Source organism: Pseudomonas sp. BF-R-01, assembly GCF_019946615.1.
In the GTDB taxonomy this organism is placed as follows: Bacteria; Pseudomonadota; Gammaproteobacteria; order Pseudomonadales; family Pseudomonadaceae; genus Aquipseudomonas; species Aquipseudomonas migulae.
Genome location: NZ_JAGYFX010000144.1, coordinates 1 through 12,208 on the forward strand (window position 1 = coordinate 1; position 12,208 = coordinate 12,208).

Annotated in this window: 12 protein-coding genes; 7 read left to right on the plus strand and 5 right to left on the minus strand. The window is 60.8% G+C overall.

Features of this window, described 5'->3' with window-relative positions; translation table 11 throughout:
• Positions 1-177 precede the first annotated feature (177 nt).
• Positions 178-1,851 carry a DEAD/DEAH box helicase gene (locus KGB27_RS29120; protein WP_008031432.1) on the minus strand — a complete coding sequence of 558 codons (1,674 nt, stop codon included), beginning with the start codon at positions 1,849-1,851 and terminating at the stop codon, positions 178-180.
• Positions 1,852-2,283: 432 nt separating this feature from the next.
• Here KGB27_RS29120 and KGB27_RS29125 point away from each other — a divergent pair, with 432 nt between their 5' ends.
• Entirely contained in the window at positions 2,284-3,075 is a 792-nt protein-coding gene (locus tag KGB27_RS29125) for a crotonase/enoyl-CoA hydratase family protein (RefSeq protein ID WP_223481434.1), read from the plus strand.
• 112 nt (positions 3,076-3,187) lie between these two features.
• Here KGB27_RS29125 and KGB27_RS29130 read toward each other — a convergent pair whose 3' ends face one another.
• Positions 3,188-3,943, minus strand: a complete 756-nt coding sequence (locus KGB27_RS29130; RefSeq protein WP_223557245.1) for a spermidine synthase — start codon at positions 3,941-3,943, stop codon at positions 3,188-3,190.
• Positions 3,944-4,092: 149 nt separating this feature from the next.
• Here KGB27_RS29130 and KGB27_RS29135 point away from each other — a divergent pair, with 149 nt between their 5' ends.
• Positions 4,093-5,439 carry a class II 3-deoxy-7-phosphoheptulonate synthase gene (locus KGB27_RS29135; protein ID WP_008031425.1) on the plus strand — a complete coding sequence of 449 codons (1,347 nt, stop codon included), beginning with the start codon at positions 4,093-4,095 and terminating at the stop codon, positions 5,437-5,439.
• A gap of 89 nt (positions 5,440-5,528) precedes the next feature.
• On the opposite strand, the gene KGB27_RS29140 is transcribed toward KGB27_RS29135, so the two are convergent.
• Both KGB27_RS29140 and KGB27_RS29145 read right to left on the minus strand, forming a co-directional pair.
• Positions 5,529-6,758, minus strand: coding sequence for a winged helix-turn-helix domain-containing protein (locus tag KGB27_RS29140; RefSeq protein WP_223557246.1), 1,230 nt, complete (start codon positions 6,756-6,758; stop codon positions 5,529-5,531).
• A 64-nt stretch (positions 6,759-6,822) separates the two neighbouring features.
• Positions 6,823-7,038 (minus strand): DUF1127 domain-containing protein, encoded by a 216-nt coding sequence (locus KGB27_RS29145; RefSeq protein WP_008031420.1) that lies wholly within the window; start codon positions 7,036-7,038, stop codon positions 6,823-6,825.
• Between the two features lie 96 nt (positions 7,039-7,134).
• Between KGB27_RS29145 and KGB27_RS29150 the strand changes: the two genes are divergently transcribed.
• A complete protein-coding gene (locus tag KGB27_RS29150) occupies positions 7,135-7,989 on the plus strand; it encodes a LysR substrate-binding domain-containing protein (RefSeq protein ID WP_008040532.1) in 855 nt (284 codons plus the stop codon).
• Here the strand turns inward: KGB27_RS29150 and KGB27_RS29155 are convergent.
• Positions 7,979-8,728 (minus strand): sulfite exporter TauE/SafE family protein, encoded by a 750-nt coding sequence (locus KGB27_RS29155; RefSeq protein WP_032828915.1) that lies wholly within the window; start codon positions 8,726-8,728, stop codon positions 7,979-7,981. The genes KGB27_RS29150 and KGB27_RS29155 overlap by 11 nt on opposite strands.
• A 110-nt stretch (positions 8,729-8,838) precedes the next feature.
• Between KGB27_RS29155 and KGB27_RS29160 the strand changes: the two genes are divergently transcribed.
• The 4 genes from KGB27_RS29160 to KGB27_RS29175 all read left to right on the plus strand — a co-directional run bounded on the left by KGB27_RS29160 (position 8,839) and on the right by KGB27_RS29175 (position 12,158).
• Positions 8,839-9,795 (plus strand): LysR family transcriptional regulator, encoded by a 957-nt coding sequence (locus KGB27_RS29160; protein ID WP_008031414.1) that lies wholly within the window; start codon positions 8,839-8,841, stop codon positions 9,793-9,795.
• A gap of 69 nt (positions 9,796-9,864) precedes the next feature.
• Entirely contained in the window at positions 9,865-10,326 is a 462-nt protein-coding gene (locus KGB27_RS29165) for a MarR family winged helix-turn-helix transcriptional regulator (RefSeq protein ID WP_008031411.1), read from the plus strand.
• A 363-nt stretch (positions 10,327-10,689) separates the two neighbouring features.
• Positions 10,690-11,109, plus strand: coding sequence for an organic hydroperoxide resistance protein (locus tag KGB27_RS29170; RefSeq protein ID WP_008031409.1), 420 nt, complete (start codon positions 10,690-10,692; stop codon positions 11,107-11,109).
• A 32-nt stretch (positions 11,110-11,141) separates the two neighbouring features.
• Positions 11,142-12,158: an alpha/beta hydrolase gene (locus tag KGB27_RS29175; protein WP_008031407.1), complete on the plus strand. Its 1,017-nt coding sequence runs from the start codon at positions 11,142-11,144 to the stop codon at positions 12,156-12,158.
• The last annotated feature ends 50 nt before the right edge of the window (positions 12,159-12,208 follow it).

Genomic DNA, 12,208 nt, shown 5'->3' on the forward strand with positions numbered 1-12,208 from the left:
CGATTACGCTTGCTGCCTGAATGAACGCGGTGCCTTTGCGTCCATCGCCGGCAAGCCGGCTCCTACAGGGGTCGCGGCAAATCGCGTGATTGGCAGCGACTAACAATTCGCAGGCATAAAAAAATCCCCGAACCAGTCGGGGATTTTTTATGTTCGATCAATCAGCCCGGGGGCGGATCAATCTTCGCGATAGCGACGCAGCTTCAACTGCTTACCGGCAACGCGAGTGTCCTTCAGCTTGGTCAGCAGACGCTCCAGACCATCTTCCGGCAGCTCGACGAGGCTGAAGCTGTCACGCACCTGGATGCGACCGATCGCTTCACGCGCCAGACCACCTTCGTTGAGGATGGCGCCCAGCAGGTTTTTCGCCGCGATACCGTCACGCGCGCCCAGCGCGGTACGGCAACGGGCACGACCTTCGGCCAATGGAACCGGAGCACGACGCTCGCGATCACCACGGTCCGGACGATCACCGGTGCGCTCTGGACGATCGCCACGCGGTGCGTTGTTCGGCACCAGTGGACGTTCTTTCTCGATTGCAGCCAGGGTCAGCGCCTGAGCGTTGGTCGCCTTGCGCAGCAGGGCAGCAGCCAGTGCACGCGGCGTGCAACCGATATCGGCAGTCAGGCGATCCAGCAGATCACCGTGAGTCGATTCGGCATCGCCAACCAGCGGCGACAGGCTGTTGGTCAGTTTCTTGATGCGGGCATCGAGAACAGCCTGAGCGTCCGGCAGACGAACTTCGGCAACTTTCTGACCGGTTACACGCTCGATCACTTGCAGCATGCGGCGCTCACGCGGAGTCACCAGCAGCAGTGCACGACCTTCGCGACCGGCACGGCCAGTACGGCCGATACGGTGAACGTAGGATTCCGGATCGTACGGCATGTCAACGTTGAACACGTGAGTGATGCGCGGAACGTCCAGGCCACGAGCGGCAACGTCGGTCGCCACAACGATGTCCAGACGGCCATCCTTGAGGGAGTCGATCACGCGCTCACGCTGGTTCTGGGCAATGTCACCGTTCAGCGCAGCGGCTTTGTAGCCTTTGGCTTCTAGGGCGCTGGCCAGGTCCAGGGTCGCTTGCTTGGTGCGCACGAACATGATCAGGGCGTCGAAGTCTTCGACTTCCAGCAGGCTCAATACAGCCGAGGTCTTCTGGTCAGCGTGAACCAACAGGTGAGCCTGTTCGATCGCGGTAACGGTCTGAGTCTTGGTCTGGATCTTCACGTGCTGCGGATCACGCAGGTGACGCTCGGCGATCGCACGGATCGACTGCGGCAGGGTAGCCGAGAACAATACGGTCTGACGGGTTGGAGGCAGCGCCTTGAAGATGACTTCGAGGTCGTCCATGAAACCCAGTTTGAGCATTTCGTCGGCTTCGTCGAGAACCAGGTGGTTCACGGTCGACAGGACTTTTTCGTCGCGACGCAGGTGGTCGCACAGACGGCCCGGAGTGGCGACAACGATCTGTGCGCCATTACGGATTGCTTTCAGTTGTGGACCCATAGGGGCGCCGCCGTAAACGGCCACAACGGTAACGCCTGGCATTTGCTTGGCGTAGGTTTCGAAAGCGGTTGCTACTTGCAGCGCCAACTCACGGGTTGGCGCCAGGATCAGGGCTTGCGGCTCGCGCTTGGCAGGATCGATGCAGTGCAGGATAGGCAGGGCGAACGCAGCGGTTTTACCCGTACCGGTTTGCGCCTGACCAATCATGTCCTGGCCGGCCATGATGATCGGGATCGATTGCTGCTGAATAGCCGAAGGCTCTTCGTAGCCAGTCGCAATGACGGCTGCAAGGATATTCGGATTAAGATTAAAAGCGGCGAAGCCGCCGGTTTCCTGGGTCATGGGTCTGCCTCTAAGTGCATCCGCAAAGACCCATGCTCCAAAGCTGCGCATGCCGTGTAAGACTCAAGAGTCGCCCTGGCTGCTTTGTCGGCGGGGATTTGCGAAAACGAATGAATGAAAAAGATTCGTCAAGGGAGAGTCCGCTGTGCGGACGAGCAGCCGAAGCTGACTTCGGGGAATTGCGCTACCTAAACGCGGCCCGGTTAAAGGCCGGCGCGCACTATACCGGAATTCGCCCAAAAAGGGAGCATTATTTGTCGGAAAACTGACGGATACACCGTTGTGTCACAGGCTTTGCGGATAATCGTGCGACGGTCTATTTTTCAAAGGCCCGGCCCTGCTGGGGATGGCGCTAAAACGGTTCACCGTTGTGACTCGGACCTGCGGCCTCGCCTACCCCTTCAAACCCCTTCCCGCCCGAGGAATTGTTCGATGAATCAACCTGTTACCAGCCGTGTGACCTGCGAAAGGCGCGGCCATGTCCTGTTGATCGGCCTGGATCGGGTAGCCAAGCGCAATGCCTTCGACCTCGACCTGCTCAACGCACTCAGCCTGGCCTACGGTGAGTTCGAGGCTGACAGCGAAGCGCGGGTGGCGGTGGTGTTCGGCCATGGCGAGCATTTCACCGCCGGGCTTGATCTGGTCAGCGCCAGTTCGGCCCTGGCCGAGGGCTGGCAGGCACCGCCCGGCGGTTGCGATCCGTGGGGCGTGTTCGCGGGTCCGCGAGTCAGCAAACCGGTGATCGTCGCCGCGCAAGGTTATTGCCTGACCATCGGCATTGAGCTGATGCTCGCCGCCGACATCAACCTCTGCGCCAGTAACACCCGGTTTGCCCAGAAAGAAGTGCAGCGCGGGATTTTCCCGTTCGGCGGGGCCACATTGCGCCTGCATCAAGTCGCCGGCTGGGGCAATGCGATGCGCTGGTTGCTGACCGGGGATGAATTCGATGCGCATGACGCGTTGCATCTGGGGTTGGTGCAGGAAGTCATGGCCAGCGAGGATTTGCTGCCCCGGGCGATTGAGCTGGCGGAGCGGATTGCCCGGCAGGCGCCGCTGGGGGTACAGGCGACGTTGATGTCGGCGCGGCAGGCGCGTTATGAGGGCGAAACATCCGCGGCGCTGGGGTTACCGCCGCTGGTGAAGAAGTTGTTGGCGAGTGAGGATGCGAAGGAAGGTGTGCGGTCGATGGTTGAGAAGCGGCCGGGCATTTTCAAAGGGGTTTGAGGTTTGTGGCGAGGCGGATATTGTCTTCGCGGGCAAGCCTCGCTCCTACAAGGGTGCGCTTTTCCCTGTAGGAGCGAGGCTTGCCCGCGAAGAGGCCCTAAAGAACAACACATCAGGTAGCCGGGCGAATCGCCTTGATCAACGACTGCAACGAATACCCCAACCGTGGCGCCAGCCCTTCGGCCCGCGCAACCAACCCATCCATGTCCAGTTCCTGATCCAGCTCCGACGGCACGAGCAGAATCACATTGCCCTCCTTCACCGGCAACTCCCAGTAATGCCGGTGATAGAGCCCACGCAACAGCGCCGCGCCCAACGGTTTGCCATCGTCGGTGGCCCACTGGTTGATCACCAGCCAACCGCCCGGATTCAGGCGTTTCTGACAGTTTTCCAGAAAACTCCAGGCCAGATGCCCGACGCCCGGCCCGACATCGGTATAAAGGTCGACAAAAATCAGGTCGGCCGGCTCGGCGGTATCGAGCAGTTCCAGCGCATCGCCGACACGGATGTACAGCCGCGGGTCGTCATCCAGCCCCAGGTATTCGATGGCCAGGCGCGGCACGTCGGGCCGCAGCTCGATGGCTTCGACATCTTCCAGCGGCAAGAACTTCAGGCAAGCCTGGGTCAGCGTGCCGCCACCGAGGCCGAGGAACAGCGCGCTTTCCGGTTGCTCGTGGCACAACGCGCCGATCAGCATGGCACGGGTGTAATCGTATTCGAGCCAGCTCGGGTCGGCAGTGAACACGCAGCTCTGTTCGATGGCATCACCGAACTCGAGAAAACGGTAATCGGCCACTTCCAGCACGCGAATCACGCCGAACTCGTCCTGTACCTCGGCGAGCAGATGCTCGACGCGCTCCTCAGTCATTTCGTCTCCAGATCGTCACCGGGCCCGGCAACGCAATGCACCGCAACATCAGGCGGCAAAGGCGCGATTGTCCGCGAAGCGACGGGAACAGGTCACGCACTAATTTGCTGATAACATGAACGTCCGAGCGTAAAACAACCGAGACCGTGATGAGCCAACCCTGGAGCCCTGACAGCTGGCGCGCCCTGCCGATCCAGCAACAACCCCACTACCCCGACGCGGCGCATTTGCTGCACGTCGAGCAAACCCTGGCGAGTTATCCGCCGCTGGTGTTTGCCGGTGAAGCCCGGGAGTTGCGACGTCAGTTTGCCGAAGTGACCCAGGGCCGCGCATTTCTGTTGCAGGGCGGCGATTGCGCCGAAAGCTTCGCCGAGTTCTCTGCCGCGAAAATCCGCGACACCTTTAAAGTGCTGCTGCAAATGGCCATCGTCATGACCTTCGCCGCGGGCTGCCCGGTGGTCAAGGTCGGGCGCATGGCCGGTCAGTTCGCCAAACCGCGTTCGGCCAACGACGAAACCATCGACGGCGTGACCCTGCCCGCCTACCGTGGCGACATCGTCAACGGCATCGGCTTCGACGAAAAAAGCCGTGTGCCGGACCCGGAGCGTCTGCTCCAGTCCTATCACCAGTCCACCGCGACCCTGAACCTGCTGCGCGCCTTCGCCCAGGGCGGCTTTGCCGACCTGCATCAGGTGCACAAGTGGAACCTGGACTTCATCGCCAACTCGGCGCTGGCGGAAAAATACAGCCACCTCGCCGATCGCATCGATGAAACCCTGGCGTTCATGCGCGCCTGCGGCATGGACAGCTCGCCACAACTGCGCGAAACCAGTTTCTTCACCGCCCACGAAGCGCTGCTGCTGAACTACGAAGAAGCCTTCGTGCGTCGCGACAGCCTGACCAACGACTACTACGATTGCTCGGCGCACATGTTGTGGATCGGCGACCGCACCCGTCAGCTCGACGGCGCTCATGTCGAATTCCTGCGTGGGGTGAACAACCCGATCGGGGTCAAGGTTGGTCCGAGCATGAACCCGGAAGACTTGATTCGCCTGATCGACGTGCTCAACCCGGACAACGATCCAGGTCGCTTGAACCTGATCGCACGGATGGGCGCGAACAAGGTTGGCGATCATTTGCCGCAACTGATCCGCGCGGTGCAGCGTGAAGGCAAGCAAGTGCTTTGGAGTTCCGATCCGATGCACGGCAACACCATCAAGGCCAGCAGCGGCTACAAGACCCGCGACTTTGCGCAGATTCTTGGCGAGGTGAAGCAGTTCTTCCAGGTGCACGAAGCGGAAGGCACCTATGCCGGCGGCATTCACATCGAGATGACCGGGCAGAATGTCACCGAGTGCATTGGTGGTGCGCGACCGATCACCGAGGACGGGCTGTCGGATCGGTATCACACCCATTGCGACCCGCGGATGAATGCGGATCAGTCGCTGGAGTTGGCGTTCCTTATTGCCGAAACCCTGAAACAAGTCCGTCGGTAAACCGTGTCGCTGCCTTCGCGGGCAAGCCTCGCTCCTACAAGGGATCGCGACCCCCTGTAGGAGCGAAGCTTGCTCGCGAAGGCGTCAGCTCAGTCACCCTCAATCTGAGCCAATGCCACCCGCAACCGCCCCGCACTCGCCCGCGGGCAATTCAACTGCACCCGCTCCAACCCCAGCCAATCCGCCATCCGCCGCAAATTCACCGCCAAAGCCAGCATCCCTTCCTCATCCAGCCCCGGCTCTTCCTCATGCACGGCATGCACCGCCAACCGCCCCAACGCCCGCTCCGCACGCAAATCCACCCGCGCAGCAATCCGCTCGTTGTATAAAAACGGCAACACGTAATAGCCGTAGACCCGCTTGTCCGGCGGCGTATAAATCTCCAGCCGATAGCGAAAATCGAACAAACGCTCGGTACGACTGCGCTCCCAGATCAGCGAATCGAAGGGTGACAGCAAGGCACTGGCCTCAACCTTGCGCGGCACTTTCGGCTCTGGCAAACAAAAGCCCGGTTGCCGCCAACCCTGAACTTCACAGGTCAGCAACTCCCCGGCTTCCACCAGCTCCGCAAGGCGCGGACGCGCATCACCCGGGCTGAGCCGGAAGTAATCGCGCAGGTCCTTTTCCGTCGCCACACCCAAGGCATTCGCGGCGTGCAACAGCAGCCCGCGCTGGGCCTCGTCCTCCGCGAGCAACGGCTGCTGCAGAATCGCCGAAGGAATCACCCGCTCCGGCAAATCATAGAGCCGCTCGAATCCACGCCGCCCGGCCACGGTCACTTCCCCGGCGGCGAACAACCATTCCAGCGCATGCTTTTCCGCGCTCCAGTCCCACCACGGCCCTGCCCGCTCCTGACGGGTCGAAAGGCTGCCGGCACCCAGCGCGCCGAGCTCTTCAACCGAGGCCAGCACCCGCCGGACAGTGTCCTGTTGCTCACGCCCGAAACGTGCCAGTTGCTGATAGATATCTTCGCCACGACCCGCGCGCTGCATGCGCCAGCGCATCAACGGGTACATCGACAGCGGCAGCAACGAGGCCTCATGACCCCAGTATTCGAACAGCGTGCGTCGCCGGCCCGAACTCCAGGCAGCCTGGTCGAGCAAGTCGGATGAGTAATTGCCGAGGCGGGAAAACAAAGGAAGGTAGTGCGAACGCACCAACGCATTGACCGAATCGATCTGCAAGATGCCCAGCCGCTCGATCAGGCGATTGAGCTGTACCGCTTTGATCGCCGCTGGCGGCTGGCGCCCGTTGAACCCTTGGGCGGCCAGCGCCAGGCGTCGAGCCTGTTTGATGGAAAAGGACAGCGTTGCGGGCATGAGCATCTCCTTGTCTGCTCGCAACCTACCTCACCGGGAGACGGTTTGTGTAGTTGTGGCTTACTCATTTGTGCATCGGGTCATCCCAGAATGGGCGCACGGTTTCGTGCTCGACATCCGCACGACTGAGCCCGATGTCCTTCAACGCTTCGTCGCTCATGCCCGCCAACAACTCGCGTTCACGGTGCAATTCGTACCAGCGACTGATCTTGTGCAGTAAATCCGAGACGACGTGGATGGAATGTTTCTCTACCTCGACATAACCTTTTTGACCTTTCATCTTGTTGCCCTCCGTTTGGGATGGCTCAAGTGTCACGCCAGAGCTAAGATCAATCCAACGAATGTTTCTTATGCAATACATCTCGGAGATTGATGTATGTCCGCCTTCCCAAGTATCGACACCGAAGTGCTGCGCACCTTTGTGGCCATCGCCGATCAGGGCGGTTTCACCCGCGCAGGGGAGCTGGTCAACCGCACGCAATCCGCCGTCAGCATGCAAATGAAGCGGCTGGAAGAGGACGTGTTGCAGCGCCAACTGTTCCAGCGCGACGGCCGCCAGGTGCGGCTGACCGCTGAAGGCCAGGTGCTGCTGGGTTACGCCCGGCGCATCCTCAAGTTGCACAGCGAGGTGTTCAACACCCTGCGCGAACCGCACATGGTCGGCACGGTGCGGATCGGCACGCCGGACGATTACGTGATGCGTTTTCTGCCGGGGATTCTGCGGCGATTCGCCCAGTCATATCCGCTGATCCAGATCGAGGTGCACTGCGAATCATCAAAACAATTGCTGCTACGCCAGGATCTGGATTTATCCATCGTTACCCGCGAGCCGGGCAACGAGATCGGCCAGTTGCTGCGCAAGGAACGTTTCGTCTGGGCCGAGGCACAATGCTACAGCGCCCACGAGCAGACACCGTTGCCGCTGGCGATGTTCAACAGTGATTGTTTCTGCCGGCTGTGGGCCTGCAATGCGCTGGACGCGATGGGTCGCGACTACCGCGTTGCCTACAACAGTTCGAGCCTGTCGGCGATCATGGCGGTAGTCAGCGCCGGCCTGGCCGTCACCGCACAACTGGAAAGCCTGATCACCCCGGACATGCGCATTCTCGGTGACGCCGAAGACCTGCCCTTGCTGCCTGAAGCCAGCATCATGCTGGTGCGCAACCTGCACAATCCGTCACCGATTACCGAATGCCTGGCCGAACACATCATCGACGGCTTCAAACTTTAAACGCGAGCATCACCGCACACAGCACCAGGAAGCCACAGAACAACCCGCGCAAGAGGCGCTCCGGCATGGCGTGGGCGATCTTCACGCCCCAGCTGATGCTCAGCAGTCCACCCACGGCCAACGGCACGCCGATCATCCAGTCCACTTGATGATGCACGGCATAGGTGACCAGCGTGACGCCCGTGCTGGGTAATGCCAGTGCCAGCGACAACCCTTGGGCCACCACCTGGCTGGTGCCGAACAGGCTGGTCAGCACCGGTGTTGCCACCACCGCCCCGCCCACGCCAAACAATCCGCCCATGGTCCCGGACGCCGCGCCGAGCACACCCAGCCATGGCCAGGCGTAATTCATCTGCGAAGAAGCCGGCGCATTGGCGTAGAACATTCGCAACAGGTTGTAGGCCGACAGCGCGATCAGGAAGGCGACAAACCCGATGCGCATGGTTTGCGCATCAATGCCCACCGCCCAGATGGAGCCGATCCAGGCAAAGCAAAACCCCATCGAGGCCAGCGGCAGCGCGTGACGCATTTCGATTTTGTTGCGCTGGTGATAACGCCATAGCGCCAGCATCACGTTAGGGACGACCATCACCAGCGCGGTGCCCTGGGCAATTTGCTGATCAAGACCGAACAACACGCCAAGCAATGGAATCGCGATCAGACCGCCGCCAATGCCAAACAAGCCGCCGAGGGTTCCCAGGGCTGCGCCAAATACCAGGTACATCAAAAACTCGATCACGGCCGATTTCCTTTTTTCTCAGGCCATTCATCCTACGCAGTCGGCGCTGGCGGGGAAACGCACAGCAACGCACAATGGCTGTGCCAACTTCGCATAAGCATTGATACACCATGAACCCTAATCAATTGACCGAACAACTCGGGCTGTTCCTCGACGTGCTGGAAACCGGCAGCTTTTCCGCTGCCTCTCGCCGTCATCCACTGACCCCTTCGGCCGTGGCGCGGCGCATCGATAGCCTGGAAAGCGCGGTCGGCAGCCAGTTGTTCATTCGCAGCACCCATGCCGTCCGCGCGACCCCGGCCGGCGTGGCGTTTGCCGAGCGTGCGCGGCGGATCGTGGCGGAATTGCAACTGGCCCGCGCCGAGGCGGTGTCCCTGAGCAGTGCGCCGGAAGGCTTGATCCGGATCGACGCGCCGGCCGCGTTCGGCCGACGGCATCTGGCGCCGGTGATCGCTGATTTTCTGATGCTCTACCCCGGACTCGACGTGCAACTGCACCTGATCGACAGTTTTGTCGACATGCAGGGTTTGAATCTGGGCAAGGTCGATCTGGTGCTGCGTGCCGGGCAAATGGCCGACACCCGACTGGTGGCCACGCCGCTGGCGAGCATGGTGCGCATCGCCTGCGCCAGCCCTGCGTACCTTCAACGCCGTGGCGTGCCAACCGATCCGGCGCAGTTGAGTGATCACGACGGCCTCGACTGGGATGGCCTGGCGCCGCCATTTGCCTGGCGTTTCGAGCAAAACGCAGAAATGCATTTGCATCGTCCCGGGCGCATCCGCATGAGCGCCAACAATGCCGAGGCGCTGGTCTGCGGTGCGCTGGCCGGGCTCGGTATCGCGCACTTGCCGACCTGGTTGACCAGTGAATACCTGTTGCGCGGCGAACTGCTGCCGCTGTTCTGTGAACACGGCCTGCCACCGCCGGAAACCACCGGCATCTATGCGTTGCGTCTGGAGCAGCAACCCAACCCGAGGAGTCGTTTATTGCTGGAGTACCTGAAAGTCCGCTTCAGCCCTGTCCCGCCGTGGGATCTGGCGCTGCGAACCAATCTGGACCGGCACTAGGTCAGAATTATCTGGCGCATTAAAGATTCGCCCGCTAGATTCATGAAGATCACTGATCAAGGCTTTGAGATGAACACCGAACGCGACACCACGGATAACTGCGACGACCTGCTGCTGGACAACCAGGCCTGCTTCGCCCTGCATTCCACTTCACTGCTGATGACCAAGGTCTACAAGCCGCTGCTGCAAGCGCTGGGCCTGACCTATCCGCAGTACCTGGCGATGATGGTGTTGTGGGAACGGGACGGTTTGACCGTAGGCGAAATCAGCACGCGCTTGCTGACCGATCCCGGCTCGTTGACCCCGTTGCTCAAGCGCCTGGAAGTCGAAGGCTTGCTCAGCCGCACCCGCAGCCGCGAGGACGAGCGAGTGGTGATTGTCGAGCTGACTGAACAGGGCCGCGCGTTGCGGGACAAGGCGCGCGGCGTGCCCCAGTGCATCCTCGGCGCCAGCGGCATGACGCTTGAGCGGTTGCAAAAACTGCAAGCGGAGCTGCAAGTGCTGCGCAGCAATCTGCAGGACAGCCTCTAACCTCCCGGACACCGAAGATCCCTGTAGGAGCAAGCTTGCTCGCGATTGCGGTGTGTCATTCAGCGGTGAGGTTGACTGACAGGCCGCTATCGCGAGCAAGCTTGCTCCTACAGGGTTGCGGTGTTCTTGCTGCCTTGGCTCGCCTTCGCCCCTCCTGAAAAAAATCTGCGTCGAAAAAAACTGCTTCGACAGCTCTAGATCAACTCTTTCGCTAATACTCCCTCCACGGCTCTTTCCCTTTCCTGAGATTTTTTTAAAAATTTATCTTGCGCGCTAAATATTAGCGCGATACATTCATCTCGCACTTACTTAGCGCGCAAACATTTAGCGCAAATCACCCAAACCTGAAACGAGGCCTACATCATGCAAACTCTCTACACCGCAATCGCAACCTCCACTGGCGGCCGTGACGGTCGTGCGGTTTCCAGCGACAACATCCTCGACGTCAAACTCGCGACCCCGAAAGAACTCGGCGGTGCTGGCGGCGCGGCCACCAACCCGGAACAACTGTTCGCCGCCGGTTACTCGGCCTGCTTCATCGGCGCACTGAAGTTCGTTGCCAGCCAGACCAAACGCAGCATCCCGGCCGACGCCTCGATCACTGCCCACGTCGGCATCGGCCAGATTCCTGGCGGCTTCGGTCTGGACATCGACCTGCACATCAGCCTTCCGGGTCTTGAACAAGCCGATGCGCAAACCCTGGTCGACGCGGCCCACCAGGTCTGCCCGTACTCCAACGCCACCCGCGGCAACGTCGAAGTGCGCCTGCACGTGACTGTCTAACCGTCGACTCCAAGACCGAACAGGAAACCAACATGAACACTTTCAGCAAAGTCTTGACCGGTACCCTTCTCGCCCTGTCCATCCACAGCGCATTCGCGGGCGACGGGGTTGAACACAACACCCAGGCGTTCCTCGATGTCCTGAATGCCGGCACCGGCAAACCGATGGAACAGCTTTCACCGAAAGATGCCCGGGCCATTTTGGTCGGCGCGCAAGCCGGGGTGAAACTGACGCTGCCAAAAGCGGACGTCAGCCAGAAGACCATTCAAGTCGACGGCCAACCGCTCAGCCTGACCATCGTCCGGCCGGCCGGGGTCAAAGGCGAGCTGCCGGTGTTCATGTTCTTCCACGGCGGCGGCTGGGTGCTGGGGGACTTCCCGACCCACGAGCGGCTGGTTCGGGATCTGGTCACGGGTTCGGGGGCAGCGGCGGTGTTCGTCAACTACACCCCTTCGCCGGAAGCGCATTACCCGGTGGCGATCAACCAGGCTTACGCGGCCACTAAATGGGTGGCCGAGCACGGCAAAGAGATCAACGTCGATGGCAAGCGACTGGCCGTGGCCGGTAACAGTGTCGGCGGCAACATGGCGGCCGTGGTTGCGCTGATGGCCAAAGACAAAGGCACCCCGGCGATCAAGTTCCAGGTGCTGTTGTGGCCGGTGACCGACGCAAGCTTTGAAACGGCGTCTTACAACCAGTTTGCCGAGGGACACTTCCTCACTAAAAACATGATGAAGTGGTTCTGGGACAACTACACCACCGACGCCAAGCAACGTAACGAGATCTACGCTTCACCGCTGCGGGCGACCACCGCACAACTCAAGGGCTTGCCACCTGCGCTGGTGCAGACGGCCGGGGCTGATGTGCTGCGCGATGAGGGTGAAGCCTATGCGCGCAAACTGGATGAGGCCGGTGTGCCGGTCACGGCGGTGCGTTACAACGGCATGATTCACGATTATGGTTTGCTGAATGTGGTGAGCCAGGTGCCGGCGGTTCGCTCCGCAATGCTGCAAGCGTCTGAAGAACTGAAGCAACACCTGAAGAAATAACACCACTCACCTGTAGGAGCCGGCTTGCCGGCGATGGCGTCCTCAAGATC